A 15,573-nucleotide genomic window follows, 5' to 3' on the forward strand; every position below is an offset into this window, starting at 1 on the left:
CTATAATCGAACCTCTACTTCTCCTTTGCCGGAATCGATCATGAACCAGGATCAGCTCAAGCAAGCCGTGGCGCAGGCCGCGGTGGACTATATTCTCCCGCACCTCTCGCGTGACAGCGTCATTGGGGTCGGCACCGGCTCCACCGCCAACTTCTTCATCGACCTGCTGGCCCAGCATAAGATGGAATTCGACGGCGCAGTAGCCAGCTCAGAGGCAACGGCCGAGCGACTCAAGAAACATGGCATTCCGGTGTATGACCTCAATGGCGTCAACTATCTTGAGTTCTACATCGATGGCGCCGACGAGGCCAACGAGCACCTGCAACTGATCAAAGGGGGCGGTGCAGCATTGACGCGTGAAAAAATCGTAGCGGCCGTGGCACAGACTTTTATCTGCATTGCCGACGGCAGTAAACGCGTGGATGTGCTGGGCGAGTTTCCGCTCCCCGTCGAGGTCATCCCCATGGCACGCAGTTACGTAGCCCGTGAGTTGGTCAAACTGGGCGGCGATCCGGTCTACCGTGAAGGTGTTAAAACCGACAACGGCAACGTGATCCTGGACGTACATAACATGCATATCCTTGACCCGATCGATCTGGAGTCCAAGATCAATAACATCGTCGGCGTAGTCACGGTTGGCCTGTTCGCGGCTCGCTCGGCGGATGTCCTGCTGCTGGGAACCGCCGAAGGCGTTCAGACGCTCAAGCGTTAAACACCTACGTCCCACGACGAGACACGCACTTCAGGCTGTGCACGATCACAGTGCACAGCCTGCCCGGCATTTTTTCCATCCCCATCTATAGTTACGCCCAGGCAGCGCTGTCAGTCTGCCAGGCGTCGCCTGCCTGTCCGCTTTTCAAGTCGGCACGCTATCTGCTCCATGCAGCCCCGCACTACCCATAATGACAACACAACAAACCATAACAATGAGGATCGCTTGTGCATTCCTTTTCCAAACTAGCGCTTGCAGTCGGCTGTATCTTGATGGGGGGCACCGCGGGTGCCTATGACTTTGGTGAATACGCCGACGAGACACTGGACGTTCTGATCAATGAGTATCCGGGTCGTTATCGAGGCACTACGAGTTTTGAGGGCGCCTCGGCCTGGATGCAGCAGCGTATAGGTAACAACGCCACTCTCCAGCCCTTCACCTGGAACGGAAACCGGAACTCACAGAACGTAGTGGCTCAGCTGACAGGCACCAGCGGCAACACCCTTGTACTAGGAGCACACTTTGATACCTACTTTGGCCGCCCGACACTCCAAGGCCTGGATGACAACGGTTCCGGTGCCGCCGTCCTTACGGAGATCACGCGCAACCTCAGCGGGATCGCGCTGGAAAATGGTATTAATGTGGTTGCCTTCGGAGCTGAAGAGGAAGGCCTGCGCGGCTCACGCGCCTATGTAGCCGGCTTGAGCGATAGCGAGCGGGCCAGCCTGCTCGGCATGATCAACCTCGACAGCCTGATCACGGGCGACCTGATGTATGCCCATGCCGGTGCCAACAGCGTCGATAACCCCGCCCTGGCGTCCATACGCGAGCAGACGCTTCGTATCGCACAGGAACTGGGGATCGATCTGCGCACGAATCCCGGGCTGAATTCGGAATACCCTGCCGGCACCGGCTGTTGCAGTGATGCAGCAAGCTTCGAGGCGCTCGGTATTCCGGTGCTGTTCGTCGAAGCGACCAACTGGGAAATCGGCGAGTTGGACGGCTATGAGCAGACCACCAATCCAGCCATTCCTGGCGGCGCCACCTGGCATACACCATCACTGGACAACGAGACGGTGCTGACCGGCGCCTTGGGTGCAGAGCGCATCCAGCAGCGCCTTCGTGATTATTCACGTCTGCTGACACGTCTCCTGCTGGAGCTGACAAATGCTGACCTGCTCACTTCCACCGTCTCCAGCGGTGCGCTGGCACGGGCCATGGAGGACAACCTGCGCAGCCAGCATGAAACCCTTACTCGGCTGCATGACCGCCGTTGGCTGGGCCTTCAGCTCGCTCCACTTGCACTCAACCAATTCAGCGGCAGCGTGGGAATCGAGGGCGAGTACCAGCCTGAGCGTGGATTTGATGTAGATCCAAGTCAGCGCTCCAAGCGGGCCACCGCTTATGCCATTGGCGATTATCGGGCCAGTGAATGGCTGACCGTAGGCGGTAGCCTGAGCATCCAGCGCGGCAAGGATGACCTAGAGCATTCCGGCAAGGTTCGTAACGAGACATGGCAGGCCGGGCTGTATGGTCTGGTCAGCAACGGCGGGCCGCTTTGGGCTGCAGGTGAGCTGAGCGCGGGTCACACCCGCTTCGATACAGATCGCTCCGTGTTCCTTCAGGCCAGTGGCGGGCCGGTTCTCCTGAACCAGACGTTATCTGGCGATACCAGGGCCCGCTTCTTCGGTGCTCGCCTGACCGGGGGCTACGACATGACGGTCGGTCAGCTGCGAACCGGTCCTCAGCTGGGACTGGACTATACCCGTTACCACATCGATAGCTTCGATGAAGACGACAGCCGCCGGACCGCCATGTCATTTGATGATCAGACCTATGACTCCATTCAGGCAAGCCTGGGTTGGCGGGTCTATGGCGATCTCCCCATGAGCCGTGGCATGGCCCTACAACCCTATGCTCATGTCGCCTGGGTCGAAGAACTGGGTGATGGCCGCGAGAGTCGGCTGGATGTTATCAGCCGTGGAGACGGTCGGCTGCGTACGGCAGCGCTGGATTCGGTAGACAAGCACTTTGCCCGCGCTCAGATCGGGGCTCAGTGGGCGATCACACCGGAGATTGGCGTCTATGCCGAGGTCAACAGTCGCCTGGGCCATTCCGAGGGCAGCCAGACCGGATACAGCCTGGGTGCCCAGTGGCGGTTCTGATCCGTATAACGCAGTTTAGTTACGCTTGAATCGATAAAAGAGGTTCGGTTCGCTCACGATATACAGCGTGCCCTGGTCGTCCATGGCCAAGCCCTCGGCCTGCGGCACGCTTTTCGTCAGACCCTGCCGCCCGGCATCGAGCGGCAGGGTGCTCAAGGGCTTCCCCTCGCTATCCAGCTCAATAACCAGCCTCGACTCATCCGAGAGCGCCAGCAAGTGGTTTGTGCTGGCACTGAAATAGAGGCTCGACAGATCGTCGACAAACAGGCCCCTGTCACGCAGCACATTGGACCTGATCGTAATGCTGACCGGTGCGCCGGGCTCAGGATCGGCAAAACCATCGACCTCATAGATCTGCACAGGGTCCTTTTCTTTAGCTACATAGAGTCGCTTGTGTCGACTATCATAGGCGAGCCCTTCGAAACCCCGATTATCGAACGCAGCCAATTCCAGAGAGAGACGTGTCTGATTGCGAGGGTCATTCGCATCGATGACGCGCGTTGTGTCATCGACATGAATCTGAACCAACCGTTGCCGGCCCTCTTCTGCCACGACGAAAACGCCCGGGCGAATGTACTCAATCGCCTCGGGGTCATCGAATCCCTGCATAGGGATTTGCCGAAGAATTTCACCATCAAGTGATAGCTCGATGAAATGGGATGACTTGTTGGTTAGGCTCGCAAGCGTGCCCCGGCTCGGGTCATAGGTCAGCGCCGACAAATCCGCGTGCCCTGGCACAGGCTTGGCCTCGATATCGACATGATAATCAGGAAGCCAAACCGAGACCTCACGGCGCTCATCGGCATGCCAGTGCTGCTGAACGCCATACCAGAGACGCGCCAGGAGCGGGGTCTGCTGGCTGGCTATGGTTGCGATGAGCACTGCCATCAGCAGGCCAGCCAGAGGAATGCGGTAAGGATAGATACGCTGCATGGGTAGGCCCGTTGCCGTCGAGGGGTCAATCATCCGGGCGACCTGCATGCCCGCGCTCGACGACAAGCCTACGGATATTTTATGTCAGTCAGATTTCCGGAAGACATAGAACAGGTTAGGCTCGCTCACGATGTAAACAGTTCCTTCTTCATCAATCGCAACACCTTCGGCCTGAGGGATGTTTTTACTGAGTCCATTAAGCCCCCCGATCAGGCTGATGAAACTGACCGGCTTTCCTCTTTCGTCCAGTTCAAGCAACAGGTGCGACTCATCCGAGAGCACCAGTGTATGGCCGGTACGGGGATCAACGCTTAGCGCAGAATAATCATTCATCAGGTCGGGCTGATCGGGAAGATCCGTCATCTCACCCAGGATCTGATCACCATCGCTGGACAGGCTGAACAGTGCTGCAGGGTCTCGCTCCTTGCTGAGCAGGAGACGTTGCTGTCGTGCATCCCAGGCAACGCCTTCGAACCCCTTATTGCCGGCATCGGCAAAGCCCAGGTCGAAAAACTGGAAATCTGCGGGCTGCAGCTGGCGGGTCTCGGGGGTCAGATTGAACAGGGCCAGCGTACGCTGACGCTCATCGACAATACCCATGCGATTTCCATCCAGGACCACTAGGCCCTCAGGGTTGGAAAGCCCGGTTATGGAAATCTGCCTGAGAATGTCACCGCTCAGGTTGGTTTCCACCAGCAAAGGCTTTTTGCCCATGACAATGAACAGGGTGCCGGTCGCCGGGTTATAGGCGATGTCCGATGCCTCGGCCTTTTCCATGCCGGGCAAGGGCTTGGCCTGAAGGACCGCGGTATAGCCTGGAAGCCAGATATTGTCCGCATGCTGGTTGGCAGGCGTGCTACGTTCCTGCCACCAGAGCCAAGCACGCTGGTCCCAGTGAAACAGGTATGTGAGCGTGGCGGCGGCGACCAGCACGAAGCCGGCCAGCCACCATTTGAGGGATCGACGTTGTAATACTTTTGGCATGACGACGGTTTCGACTGGTTAGCGGTTTGGATCCGTCGCCTGATGCTTCCGGATTACTCAAGGGTGGATGTTAGAGAACACGACTCGTAAAGCGGCTTTTGCCTGGCAACTCCAGGATCAGTTCCTCACCTTTGTTCAACGCGCCGACTCCCTTGGGCGTACCGGTCAGTACCACATCGCCGGGCTGCAGGGAGAAGTGCGTGCACAGGTGCTGGATCAAGGGGATGATCGGGTTGAGCATGTCACGGCTGTTACCGTCCTGGCGTACCTCGCCATTGATGGTGAGGCGAACATCGATATCAGCCAGATCGCTGTAGGCATCACCCGGCACGAAAGGCGCCAGGACACAGGCGCCGTCGAACCCCTTGGCGATTTCCCAGGGATAACCCTTTTCCTTCAAGCGGGCTTGCACATCACGCAAGGTCAGGTCCAGCGCCGGCGCGAAACCCGAAATGGCATCCCGGACCTCTTCTTCGCTTGGCGTGCGTGACAGGGGCTTGCCGATCAACACGGCGATTTCCGCCTCGTAATGCACCGCACCACGGTCTTCAGGAATACTGAAGCCACCTTCAATCGGCACGACCGAACTGGCCGGTTTGATAAAGATGAGCGGCTCGGTGGGTACAGGGTTGTTCAGTTCCTTGGCATGCTCAGCATAGTTGCGGCCAATACAGACCACCTTGCCCAGCGGGAAGTGGATCTTCGTACCATCGACGTACTGGTGTTGGTAGCTCATGGTGAACCGACTCCGAAAGAGGAAAAGTCCCGTTTAATCCTTTATAACCAAAAGCTTGGCCGCATTACCAAGGCAGGCGGCCAAGCATAACGACACGAACCTGAACGTTAGCGGAACGGTCGGTTTATCGCCTGATCCTCAAGGGCTATCAGCCGATGACCTTGCCCGGATTCATGATGTTATTGGGGTCGAAGACTGCCTTGACAGCCTTCATGTAGGCGATTTCGGCTTCTGAGCGGGAATAGGTCAGGTAATCCCGCTTGGTCATGCCCACGCCATGCTCGGCCGAAATGGAGCCGTTGTATTTCGCAACGGTTTCGAATACCCACTTGTTCACGACCTTGCACTTGTCAAAGAACTCATCCTTGGAAAGATCATCAGGCTTGAGAATGTTCAGGTGCAGGTTGCCGTCACCGATATGACCGAACCAGATGATCTCGAAATCCGGATAGTGCTCGCCCACGATGTCGTCGATATCACGCAGGAAGGATGGTACGTTCGAAACCGTTACAGAGATGTCGTTCTTGTAGGGTGTCCAGTGGGAAATCGTCTCGGAGATGTCTTCTCGCAGACGCCACAGGTTTTGCAACTGCTGATCGCTCTGGCTCATGACGCCGTCGAGCACCCAGCCTTCATTGACACAATGCTCGAAGGTAGCCAAGGCCTGATCGGCGCGCTCGTCCGTTGTCGCTTCAAACTCCAGCAGTGCATAGAACGGGCAGCGGGTATCGAACGGCGCAGGCACGTCACCACGGGCCAGGACCTTGTCCATGGCCTTGTCGGAAAAGAACTCGAAGGCCGTCAGGTCCAGCTTGTCCTGGAAGGCATGCAGTACCGGCATGATCGAATCAAAATCCGGCGTACCGAGCACCAGGGCCGTCAGGTTGGTCGGTTGACGCTCCAGCCGCATCGTAGCCTCGACCACGAAACCCAGCGTGCCTTCGGCACCAATGAAAAGATGACGGAAATCATAGCCGGTCGCGTTTTTCATCAGGCCCTTGTTCAGCTCGAGCAGCTCGCCCGTACCGGTCACGACCTTGAGGCCGGCTACCCAGTTACGGGTCATGCCGTAGCGGATCACCTTGATGCCACCCGCATTGGTACCGATGTTGCCACCCAGCTGACTGGAGCCGGCCGAGGCAAAGTCGACGGGGTAATAGAGACCTTTGTCTTCAGCAAAGGCCTGCAACTGCTCGGTGATCACACCCGGCTGGCAGACTACGGTACGATCGAACGTATTGAAATCGAGAATCCGATTCATGTAATCGAATGCCACGACGACTTCGCCATTAGCTGCGACCGCTGCCGCCGAAAGACCGGTACGGCCACCAGAAGGCACCAGGGCCACCCGATGTTCATTGGCCCATCGCACGATGGCCTGCACCTCTTCTATCGTCTTGGGAAAGACAATGGCAGACGGTGCCGGAGCAAAGTGCTTGGTCCAGTCCTTGCCGTAAGACTCCAGCGAGGCCGCATCCGTGAGCACCTTTCCGGGCTCGACCAGGGTTTTCAGCGATTCGATCAAAGCAGCGTCAATCATGTTGAAACTCTCGTGGCATTCATGGTCGTCCTGAGAACCGCTCAGGTCGTATCCGGGCAAGGAAAAGGGAGAACATGCTAGCATATGCCTACCCTTCGGCGACGCCAGCCGGCAGCCGATTCACACTTCCTCGGGACTACGGGTTCAACGCAGATGAGCAAGACCTCACTCGACAAGAGCAAGATCAGATTTCTTCTTCTCGAAGGCGTACACCAATCGGCAGTAGACACGCTGAAAGCGGCTGGCTACTCCAACATCGAGTACATCTCCAAAGCGCTGCCCGAGGCTGAGCTCAAAGAGAAGATCGCCGATGCGCACTTTGTGGGCATTCGCTCCCGTACTCAACTGACCGAAGAAGTGTTCGACTGCGCCAAGAAGCTGATCGCCGTTGGCTGCTTCTGCATCGGCACCAACCAGGTGGACCTGAACGCCGCCCGCGAACGCGGTATCGTCGTGTTCAATGCGCCCTACTCCAATACCCGTTCGGTCGCCGAACTGGTATTGGCCGAGGCCATCCTGCTACTGCGCGGCATACCGGCCAAGAATGCCTCCTGCCACCGTGGCGGCTGGCTCAAGAGTGCCAACAATTCCTTTGAGATTCGCGGCAAGAAGCTGGGCATCATCGGCTACGGTTCCATCGGTACGCAGCTGTCCGTTCTGGCCGAAGGCCTGGGTATGCAGGTCTACTTCTACGATGTAGTTACCAAGCTGCCGCTGGGTAATGCACAACAGGTTGCTTCCATCACCGAGCTGCTCGGCATGGCCGACATCGTAACGCTTCACGTACCGGAAACGCCCTCGACCAAACTGATGATTGGCGAACGTGAAATCCGCGCCATGAAAAAAGGCAGCATCCTGCTCAACGCTGCACGTGGCACTGTCGTTGATCTCGAGGCACTGGCCGCTGCCATCAAGGACGAGCATCTGCTGGGCGCTGCCATCGACGTATTCCCGGTCGAACCGCGCTCCAACAATGACGAGTTCGTCAGTCCGCTACGCGGCCTGGACAATGTCATCCTGACCCCGCATGTAGGCGGCTCCACCATGGAAGCCCAGGCCAACATCGGTCTGGAAGTGGCCGAGAAGCTGGTGAAGTACAGCGACAACGGTACGTCCGTGTCTTCCGTCAACTTCCCGGAAGTGGCGTTGCCCTCCCATCCGGGCAAGCATCGCCTGCTGCACATCCACCAGAACGTGCCGGGCGTACTGTCTGAGATCAACCGTGTGCTGTCTGAAAACGGCATCAACATTTCCGGTCAGTACCTGCAGACCGACGAAAAGGTCGGTTACGTGGTAGTCGACGTAGATGCCGCCTACTCCGACATGGCTCAGGAGAAGCTGCAGAACGTCAAGGGCACCATTCGCTGCCGCGTGTTGTTCTAAGCGTTCATCCAACAAAAAGGAGGCTTTGGCCTCCTTTTTGTTTTGTATACATGAAGACTATTTCGCTTCGAGCGTCTGCAAGTAGGCTACAGCCTCGTCCAGCTCGCTTTCGTTGAAGACCCTTACACCGGCTCGCCGCAGGGCTGCAGCTGTTACGCCCTCACCTGGGACTCGGTGTCCGGAAAAGGTGCCATCGTAATTCTCATGATTGCCGCACGAGGGGCTACGCGCCTTGAGCACTGCCATCTGAATACGATGCTGCCTGACCAGCTCAACAGCCTGACAGGCTCCAGCCAGAAATTCCGCACTGACGTCCTCACCGGTATCGGTCATCACGGGCTGCTGGCCGTCCAGTACGGCAGCGCCTTGTCCGCCAGGGATTTCAGCCGGCGGCCGAGGTGTAGACAGGCCACCGGCAACCTCTGGACACATGGCGACGACACGTCCTTCCGCCAGCCAGGAACTCAACTGATCATAGGGGCCATGAGCGCCCCCGTCATAGCGGACCCGGTGGCCCAGCAGGCAGCGGCTGATCAGTATCTTTTCCATTTACAAAACGTTTTCCAGTACGTTTTCACCCCGCCGGCGAAACCAGCCCGTTAATGACATACGCTCACGCGTCGCAGGCAGGACTTCATGGGGCAAATCGCCAGACATGAAGCAGACCAGGCTGCCACCAGCAGGCAACACATCGCGGGTCTGTCCGTCAGGCAGGTGCATGCGCAGTGCGCCCCCATGCTCAGGCAGCCACGCCTCATTCAGGTACAACACCAGAGACACCATACGCCTGTCGTCGTCCTTGAAGCGATCCAGGTGAGTGGCATAAAAGGCCCCTGGCGGATACATTGCAAAATGGCTTTCATAGTCTTCGAGACCCATAAAGAGGCTCTGATTGAAGGCCAGCCGGAGCGCATCCATAAGCGCCAGATAGCGGGCAATAGCAGGCGAAGACTCATCGCCCTCTAACCAGGCAATCTGATCACCACGGACACCTTCGCGAATGACCTGGCTGTCGCCACGCCCGATAGCGGCTGGAGCCAACAGCCCGTGCTGCGCACGTTTGTGGCACTCTTGCGCCAGCGCACGGGTCAGATCATCGGGTAGAAACACCGTCTGATGGGACCAGCCGACATCGGCCAGATCATCGACGATACGCTGCAACAAGGGATGATCAGGGCGAATGGGCATATCGAATTCCTGCGAGACATCGCAACGAGATAACCAGCATAGACAAGAGCGGCTGGCGGCGTCGGCATTGTAATAAGTCGTCAACGCTTCTGCTCAAATTTATACGCTCCGACGAATCGGCCCTTTCCAACCTCGACAGCAACGTGATACCTACCCAGAATACTGTCTTTTTTCTGGCATGCTGCAGCTCAATGCATGCCCTTGCAGGAGAGTTCATGCGCGTTTTTATTGCTGGTCTGCTACTCGCCATCGGTCTTCCCGCGCTGGCCGATAATTATCAAACCCTTTACCAGACCGCGGGCTGGCCCGAACAGCGCAGCCACTTCCGCGATGCGCTGCAAGCGGCGCAGCAGCGCTACCAGAACAGCCTGCCGCCAGCGTTGTACCAGACGCTGGTGGATAACAGTAACCGCCGCTTCTCGGCCGATGCCATCGACCAGCGTGCCATTGGTCAACTGCGCCAGTCGCTGCCGGAGACCAATCCTGCCTTGCAGTTTTTCCAATCGCCTGTAGGCCAGAAGGTCGTCGCGGCGGAGGTCAGCGCCACCCGTAGCGATCAGATCGCCCGCAACTCGGGTGGCCTGCCCAAGATCCAGGCCAGCGCCGCCCGTCAGACACAGATCAAACGAATCGCCGCCGTGATTCCGGCTCGTGAAGCCGGCGCGGAAGTCAGCATGGCGTTGGCAGGTCTGGCGGCTGACAGCCTGAGCCAGATGCTCCCTGGTCTGATGGGTCAGGCTCAGGGCATGATCGGCCAGCAACGCGAGCGCATCATGCAGCAGATGAACAATGGCGACCTGGAAAACACGTTGCTCTACGTTTATCGCACCCTTTCCGACAACGAGCTGACCCAGTTTGCCGACTTTGCCAGCTCGCCTGAGGGCCATCGCTATTATCAGGCCGCCCTGGCCGCGCTGCGAGCAGGCCTTGGCTCAGGCAGCAACTAAACCTTTCCTCTACGCCAGCCGCTCCCTTAGAAAATCGAAGTAGCGCTGGCGCAACGCTTCGGTTTCGTTGACCAGATGGTGCCGCGCTTCAGGCAGACGCAGCACCTCTGGCTTGTCGAACTTCTGTTCCAGCACCTGCAGATTGTGTCGCCAATCCACGGTGAAGTCCTGCTCACCCTGGATGATGATGGGCCGATGCAGACTGGGCGAAGCCTTTTCAATACGTGGAATCCAGCGGGCTAGCGCTCCTACCCAGCGACTGGGCAGCTCGCGCGGTTGCAGCAGATCATGATGCTGTAGAAAGGTAAGAAACGCTTCGTCACCGGAGTTGGCCGAAAACCGCCTGGGCAATGCCCGGACAAAGGGGCCAACCAGCCGGTAGGTCAGATGAGACATCTTCCAGCTGCAGGGTCGAACCAGCGGCGCCAGCAGAATCGCTTCGCCTATCTCCGCACCGGGCTGCCCGTTCAACAGATGGTCCAGTACGATCGCACCTCCCGTGCTCTGCCCCAGCAGATGCCAGGGTTGCGGCAGGTCAAGGCGTCTGGCCTGATCGAGCAGAGCCTTTAATACCGCTTGATACTCGGCAAAATCATCGATACTTGCGCGCGGACCGCTGGATAACCCGTGCCCCGGCAGGTCGCAAGACAGCACGGCGAAATTCATCGACAGCGCCCAGTCGATCGCATGGCGATACAACCCCATGTGGTCGTAATAGCCATGGAGCACCAGAAGCGTGGCCCGCGGCTGGTCATGCCACCACCCTTGCACGGCGATCTCGTAATCAGCCACGCGCATGCGGCCCAGGCGAGCCTGAACGCCTGGGTGCTGCTGGCTCATGTCGAGTCCATAAAAGGACTGATACGCCAGGATGGCCGGGCCAGACTCGCCAGGATCGAGGGACAGTTCCGCCAATAGCGGTCGCAGTTGTTCTGGATGAAACGGCGTGGTCATGGTCGTCACACTAAAAAGAGAGGCCTGCCCATGTAAAGCTTGGACACTTAATCATGTTCTGCTTCACGCCCTGGCGTGGCAAGCTATGTCTTCTTTTGCATTAACAGTCACGCCATGCCCTCTCGTCGATTCACTATTCTGCTCTGCCTGTTCACCATCCTTGTCATTGCTGGTTCGGGTGCTGCCTACTGGTGGTTCGAGCTGCGCTATCTACGGTCGTTTGCCGAGCAGACCGCCTTTTTTGATGGCAGTCATCTACAACTCCCGCCCGAGCTTGCGGGCCCGGGGCCGATCCGGCTGGTGCACTTCTGGGACCCGGACTGCCCATGCAACGAAGGCAACCAGGCGCACCTGCGTAACCTGACGGCGCGCTTTGGTGATCGGGGCGTCGAGTTCTACAGCGTGCAGAAACCAGGGAGCGAAGGAAAGCTGCCGTCCATGCTGGATGGACGTCTGAAGGCCCTATCGACGATTCCTGGAGCCGATACGCTGCCCGCCAGCCCAGCCGTGGCCATCTGGGATAATGCTGGCAAGCTGGCTTATGTCGGCCCCTATAGCGAGGGCATGATCTGTACGGCTGGTAACAGCTTTATCGAGCCTATTCTCGAAGCGCTCGTGTCAGGGCGCAGCGTACGGTCGACCAATACCTTGTCGGTAGGCTGCTACTGCAACTGGCAGGGCTGACCCTTTTCTAGTAACGCCAAAGGCCGGGCATCGCATCGACTGCCCGGCCTTTTCGTTTTCACTGCTCTTCCTCTCAGGCACTTCTAATCATTGTTGCGCTCTTAGCAACAGAGACTTTTGCAAAATGTTGCTAAACAGATAGCTGCCTAGGCAGTATTCTACTCAGACTTAGCTGCCTGGGCAGATACTGCCATGACACGTTTCAAACCAGATAATTTTTCGCTGCGTTACTCGCTCGGCCATCTGATCCACTTGGTCAATTCGCTCAAGGATCGCCTGCTGGACAAGCACCTTGTCACTTATGACATCACGGCTGCCCAGTTCAAGGTATTGCTGATGCTGGCACGCAATACGGCGGATACGCCTGCAGAGCTGTGCCGTTGCCTGTCCCTCGACAGTGGCGCCATGACCCGCATGATCGACCGGCTGGAAAGCAAGGACCTGATTGCTCGCGTGCGCAGCACCACCGATAGACGACAGGTTCGCCTCGAGCTCACCGAGCAGGGCCACAGCTTGAGCAAACAGATCCCGCAGATTGCAGCTGACGCCATGAACGACCTGACCGGCGAGCTGACCCATTCCGAGATCGATGAGCTGGAGCGCCTGCTCAAGAAGATATTGGTTCCGGCCGGCCTGGTCCCGGCCAATGAAGGAGAACAATAACGCCATGTGCCTTAAATACCCTCTCTCAGCCCTGGCCATTGCCCTGGTGCTGTCGGGTTGCGCGTCACCCACAGGCCTGCATACAGAAGGCCGGGCGCTTGACGCAGCGAGCCTGCACAGCGAGCGGACCGTTGCGGGTTCTGCCCTGTCACCGGCTGCTTGGCCGAAAAGCGACTGGTGGAACACCTTGGGAGATCGCCAACTCGACAGCCTCATCCGTGAAGCGCTGCAATCGAGCCCGGACCTCCAGGTGGCCGATGCCCGCTCCCGTCAGGCCAATGCAGCGGTGATTGCTGCAAACGCCGATCGCCAGCCGACGCTCGATGGCAACGCTTCGATAACCCGCTCCCGGCTGTCACGTCGCGATGATCCGACCGGCCAGGGCGGGCGCTATAGCACGCTGCGCGAGCTATCCGTTAATGGCAGTTATACCTTCGACCTCTGGGGTGGCCAACGTGCCGCCTGGGAAGCCGCTTTGGGCCGCGCCCGCGCCAGCGAGGTAGACCGCAAGGCCGCTGAGCTGACCGTGGCCGCCAACGTTACACGCGCCTACAACCAACTGGGTCAGGCTTACGTCATGCTCGACCTGGCCGAGCAAGACCTCAAGCGTACCCGCGGCATGCTCGATCTTGCCCAGCGGCGTGTCTCGGCGGGCCTGGACAGTGAGTTCCAGCTGCAACAGACCCAGAGCCTGGAAGCCGCCTCGGAGGCGCAGCTCACTGCTGCCAAGCAGTCTGTAGAAAGTGCGCAGATCCGTCTGGCCGTCCTGTTGGGTAAAGGCCCTGACCGGGGTGCCAGCATTGGTCGTCCACAGCTGATTGCTCCGAAGACAATCGCCCTGCCCAGTCAGCTGCCCGCCGAGCTGATCGGCCGTCGCCCCGATCTGGTGGCCGCACGCTGGCGTGTTGAGGCCGCTTCGCAGGACATTGACTCGAGCCGGACCAATTTCTATCCAAACCTCAACCTGGTCGCCGCGGCCGGTACCGATGCCCTGCTGGGCGACGCCCTGTTTGGAGCACCCAGCCGCTTCTTCAATATCGGTCCGGCCCTGTCGCTGCCGATCTTTGACGGTGGTCGCCGCCGAGCTGACCTGGCCAGCCGCAACGCCGATTACGATCTGGCCGTCGCCCAGTACAACCAGACGCTGGTCAATGCCCTTGGTGATATCGGCGACAGTATTTCCCGGCTGCGCTCGCTGAATCAGCAGATTCAGGAACAGCAGCGTGCCCGCGACATTGCTCAGGCGTCCTTCGACATTGCAATGCAGCGTTACGGCGCCGGTATCGGCAGTTATCTCGATGCGCTGAGCGTCGAGCAACAACTGCTTCAGGCAGACCGCCAGCTGGCCAGCCTCGCGACGGAGCGTATCGATACCTCCGTTTTGCTGATGCAGGCCTTGGGCGGTGGCTTTGAACCCTCTTCTGACACACCGGCTCTGCAACCGGGCCCACGTGTAACTTCGGATCGCTGAGACGTAAGACATGGCTGAATCAAACGCACAAACCGCCACTAACGAGAACGGCAAGCCCAAATCCGGCAAGCGCAAGTTCTTCCTTTTGCTCCTGCTTCTGCTCGTCATCCTGGGGGCAGTGGGCGCTTACTTCTATCACACGCTCTATGGCCGCTTTCATGAGGGCACCGATGACGCCTATGTGAGCGGCAACGTTGTCCAGATCATGCCGCAGGTGACCGGTACGGTTGTCAGCATTACCGCTGACGATGGTGACTTGGTGCATGAAGGTCAGGTTCTGGTGAAGTTTGACCCGAGCGACACCGAAGTCGCGTTGCAGAGCGCTGAGGCCAATCTGGCCAAGACGGTTCGTCAGGTCCGCGGCCTGTACAGCAACGTGGACAGCTACAAGGCTCAGGTAGCTTCACGCAAGGTCGAACTGGAACGTGCACGATCTGACTACAAGCGTCGTCAGGACCTGGCACGCGGCGGTGCGATCTCGCAGGAAGAACTGTCCCACGCCCGTGATACGCTGAACGCAGCCGAAAATGCACTGACCAGCGCCGAGCAACAACTCAGTACCAGCCGTGCACTGGTAGACGATACGGTGATCGCGTCCCATCCCGATGTGAAAGCCGCCGCCGCCCAGCTGCGTCAGGCCTATCTGAACAATGCCCGTAGCACCATCATCGCACCGGTGACAGGCTATGTAGCCCAGCGCTCGGTACAGGTTGGCAGCCGCGTACAGCCGGGTACAGCGCTGATGGCCGTGGTGCCGCTGGATCAGATCTGGATCGACGCCAACTTCAAGGAAACCCAGCTCAGCGACATGCGCATCGGTCAGCCGGTTGAAATTCATTCCGACCTGTACGGTGAAGATGTGAAGTACCACGGTACGGTAGAGAGCCTGGGGGTCGGCACCGGCAGCGCGTTTTCCCTGCTGCCCGCCCAGAATGCCAGCGGCAACTGGATCAAGATCGTGCAGCGCCTACCCGTGCGGATTCGCCTGGATCAGGATGCGCTGGAAAAGCACCCGCTGCGCATTGGCCTGTCGATGAACGTCGACGTCGACCTGCATGATCTGGACGGCCCGGTCCTGGCACAGAAGCCGCTGGCCCAGCCCCGTTATGCTACCGACGTCTATACCCGCCAGCTGGAGGATGCCGATCGCCTGATCGAGCGTCTGATCCACGAGAACGGCCCGGCCTCCCGTGATGTAGCCAAGCGCTAATCG

The 15,573-nt window shown here is 58.7% G+C and carries 15 protein-coding genes; 8 read left to right on the forward strand and 7 right to left on the reverse strand.

Going from position 1 to position 15,573, the window contains the following annotated elements; all coding sequences use genetic code 11:
• The first annotated feature begins 40 nt into the window (after positions 1 to 40).
• The gene (gene rpiA, locus QWJ10_RS03275; RefSeq protein ID WP_010796981.1) at positions 41 to 712 is read left to right on the forward strand and encodes a ribose-5-phosphate isomerase RpiA; all 672 of its coding nucleotides are present in this window, start codon (positions 41 to 43) and stop codon (positions 710 to 712) included.
• Between the two features lie 272 nt (positions 713 to 984).
• Positions 985 to 2,877 (forward strand): autotransporter domain-containing protein, encoded by a 1,893-nt coding sequence (locus tag QWJ10_RS03280; protein ID WP_289924540.1) that lies wholly within the window; start codon positions 985 to 987, stop codon positions 2,875 to 2,877.
• A 15-nt stretch (positions 2,878 to 2,892) separates the two neighbouring features.
• Here the strand turns inward: QWJ10_RS03280 and QWJ10_RS03285 are convergent, their stop codons facing one another.
• The 4 genes from QWJ10_RS03285 to QWJ10_RS03300 all read right to left on the reverse strand — a co-directional run bounded on the left by QWJ10_RS03285 (position 2,893) and on the right by QWJ10_RS03300 (position 7,070).
• Positions 2,893 to 3,810 carry an SdiA-regulated domain-containing protein gene (locus tag QWJ10_RS03285; RefSeq protein ID WP_289924541.1) on the reverse strand — a complete coding sequence of 306 codons (918 nt, stop codon included), beginning with the start codon at positions 3,808 to 3,810 and terminating at the stop codon, positions 2,893 to 2,895.
• Positions 3,811 to 3,894: 84 nt separating this feature from the next.
• Positions 3,895 to 4,794 (reverse strand): SdiA-regulated domain-containing protein, encoded by a 900-nt coding sequence (locus tag QWJ10_RS03290; protein WP_289924279.1) that lies wholly within the window; start codon positions 4,792 to 4,794, stop codon positions 3,895 to 3,897.
• Between the two features lie 70 nt (positions 4,795 to 4,864).
• Positions 4,865 to 5,530: a fumarylacetoacetate hydrolase family protein gene (locus QWJ10_RS03295; protein WP_289924282.1), complete on the reverse strand. Its 666-nt coding sequence runs from the start codon at positions 5,528 to 5,530 to the stop codon at positions 4,865 to 4,867.
• Between the two features lie 148 nt (positions 5,531 to 5,678).
• Positions 5,679 to 7,070 carry an FAD-binding oxidoreductase gene (locus tag QWJ10_RS03300; protein WP_289924285.1) on the reverse strand — a complete coding sequence of 464 codons (1,392 nt, stop codon included), beginning with the start codon at positions 7,068 to 7,070 and terminating at the stop codon, positions 5,679 to 5,681.
• A gap of 153 nt (positions 7,071 to 7,223) precedes the next feature.
• On the opposite strand from QWJ10_RS03300, the gene serA reads away from it, so the two are divergent.
• The gene (serA, locus tag QWJ10_RS03305) at positions 7,224 to 8,453 is read left to right on the forward strand and encodes a phosphoglycerate dehydrogenase (protein WP_037030737.1); all 1,230 of its coding nucleotides are present in this window, start codon (positions 7,224 to 7,226) and stop codon (positions 8,451 to 8,453) included.
• A 57-nt stretch (positions 8,454 to 8,510) separates the two neighbouring features.
• Here serA and QWJ10_RS03310 read toward each other — a convergent pair whose 3' ends face one another.
• Both QWJ10_RS03310 and QWJ10_RS03315 read right to left on the reverse strand, forming a co-directional pair.
• Positions 8,511 to 9,002, reverse strand: coding sequence for a DUF523 domain-containing protein (locus QWJ10_RS03310; protein WP_289924288.1), 492 nt, complete (start codon positions 9,000 to 9,002; stop codon positions 8,511 to 8,513).
• Positions 9,003 to 9,641, reverse strand: coding sequence for a 2OG-Fe(II) oxygenase (locus QWJ10_RS03315; protein WP_010796973.1), 639 nt, complete (start codon positions 9,639 to 9,641; stop codon positions 9,003 to 9,005).
• A gap of 215 nt (positions 9,642 to 9,856) precedes the next feature.
• On the opposite strand from QWJ10_RS03315, the gene QWJ10_RS03320 reads away from it, so the two are divergent.
• On the forward strand, positions 9,857 to 10,588 hold the full coding sequence (locus QWJ10_RS03320) for a DUF2059 domain-containing protein (RefSeq protein WP_125887292.1): 732 nt from the start codon (positions 9,857 to 9,859) through the stop codon (positions 10,586 to 10,588).
• A gap of 9 nt (positions 10,589 to 10,597) precedes the next feature.
• On the opposite strand, the gene QWJ10_RS03325 is transcribed toward QWJ10_RS03320, so the two are convergent.
• A complete protein-coding gene (locus QWJ10_RS03325) occupies positions 10,598 to 11,542 on the reverse strand; it encodes an alpha/beta hydrolase (protein WP_074823245.1) in 945 nt (314 codons plus the stop codon).
• Positions 11,543 to 11,656: 114 nt separating this feature from the next.
• Between QWJ10_RS03325 and QWJ10_RS03330 the strand changes: the two genes are divergently transcribed.
• The 4 genes from QWJ10_RS03330 to QWJ10_RS03345 all read left to right on the forward strand — a co-directional run bounded on the left by QWJ10_RS03330 (position 11,657) and on the right by QWJ10_RS03345 (position 15,570).
• Complete coding sequence (locus tag QWJ10_RS03330) at positions 11,657 to 12,226, forward strand: DUF6436 domain-containing protein (protein WP_010796970.1); 570 nt, start codon at positions 11,657 to 11,659, stop codon at positions 12,224 to 12,226.
• A 192-nt stretch (positions 12,227 to 12,418) separates the two neighbouring features.
• Positions 12,419 to 12,889 carry a MarR family transcriptional regulator gene (locus QWJ10_RS03335; protein WP_074823248.1) on the forward strand — a complete coding sequence of 157 codons (471 nt, stop codon included), beginning with the start codon at positions 12,419 to 12,421 and terminating at the stop codon, positions 12,887 to 12,889.
• 4 nt (positions 12,890 to 12,893) lie between these two features.
• The gene (locus QWJ10_RS03340) at positions 12,894 to 14,360 is read left to right on the forward strand and encodes an efflux transporter outer membrane subunit (protein ID WP_289924293.1); all 1,467 of its coding nucleotides are present in this window, start codon (positions 12,894 to 12,896) and stop codon (positions 14,358 to 14,360) included.
• Between the two features lie 10 nt (positions 14,361 to 14,370).
• The gene (locus QWJ10_RS03345) at positions 14,371 to 15,570 is read left to right on the forward strand and encodes an efflux RND transporter periplasmic adaptor subunit (protein WP_122043528.1); all 1,200 of its coding nucleotides are present in this window, start codon (positions 14,371 to 14,373) and stop codon (positions 15,568 to 15,570) included.
• The last annotated feature ends 3 nt before the right edge of the window (positions 15,571 to 15,573 follow it).

This window comes from Pseudomonas sp. WAC2 (assembly GCF_030403525.1).
GTDB lineage: Bacteria > Pseudomonadota > Gammaproteobacteria > Pseudomonadales > Pseudomonadaceae > Chryseomonas > Chryseomonas luteola.

Bases quoted from the DNA above. Each gene is read 5' to 3' on its own strand.
- QWJ10_RS03345 (WP_122043528.1), top strand. From the start codon at position 14,371: ATGGCTGAATCAAACGCACAAACCGCCACTAACGAGAACGGCAAGCCC.
- QWJ10_RS03340 (WP_289924293.1), top strand. From the start codon at position 12,894: ATGTGCCTTAAATACCCTCTCTCAGCCCTGGCCATTGCCCTGGTGCTG.
- QWJ10_RS03325 (WP_074823245.1), bottom strand. From the start codon at position 11,542: ATGACCACGCCGTTTCATCCAGAACAACTGCGACCGCTATTGGCGGAA.
- serA (WP_037030737.1), top strand. From the start codon at position 7,224: ATGAGCAAGACCTCACTCGACAAGAGCAAGATCAGATTTCTTCTTCTC.
- rpiA (WP_010796981.1), top strand. From the start codon at position 41: ATGAACCAGGATCAGCTCAAGCAAGCCGTGGCGCAGGCCGCGGTGGAC.
- QWJ10_RS03300 (WP_289924285.1), bottom strand. From the start codon at position 7,070: ATGATTGACGCTGCTTTGATCGAATCGCTGAAAACCCTGGTCGAGCCC.
- QWJ10_RS03315 (WP_010796973.1), bottom strand. From the start codon at position 9,641: ATGCCCATTCGCCCTGATCATCCCTTGTTGCAGCGTATCGTCGATGAT.
- QWJ10_RS03320 (WP_125887292.1), top strand. From the start codon at position 9,857: ATGCGCGTTTTTATTGCTGGTCTGCTACTCGCCATCGGTCTTCCCGCG.
- QWJ10_RS03295 (WP_289924282.1), bottom strand. From the start codon at position 5,530: ATGAGCTACCAACACCAGTACGTCGATGGTACGAAGATCCACTTCCCG.
- QWJ10_RS03285 (WP_289924541.1), bottom strand. From the start codon at position 3,810: ATGCAGCGTATCTATCCTTACCGCATTCCTCTGGCTGGCCTGCTGATG.
- QWJ10_RS03280 (WP_289924540.1), top strand. From the start codon at position 985: ATGGGGGGCACCGCGGGTGCCTATGACTTTGGTGAATACGCCGACGAG.
- QWJ10_RS03290 (WP_289924279.1), bottom strand. From the start codon at position 4,794: ATGCCAAAAGTATTACAACGTCGATCCCTCAAATGGTGGCTGGCCGGC.
- QWJ10_RS03330 (WP_010796970.1), top strand. From the start codon at position 11,657: ATGCCCTCTCGTCGATTCACTATTCTGCTCTGCCTGTTCACCATCCTT.
- QWJ10_RS03335 (WP_074823248.1), top strand. From the start codon at position 12,419: ATGACACGTTTCAAACCAGATAATTTTTCGCTGCGTTACTCGCTCGGC.
- QWJ10_RS03310 (WP_289924288.1), bottom strand. From the start codon at position 9,002: ATGGAAAAGATACTGATCAGCCGCTGCCTGCTGGGCCACCGGGTCCGC.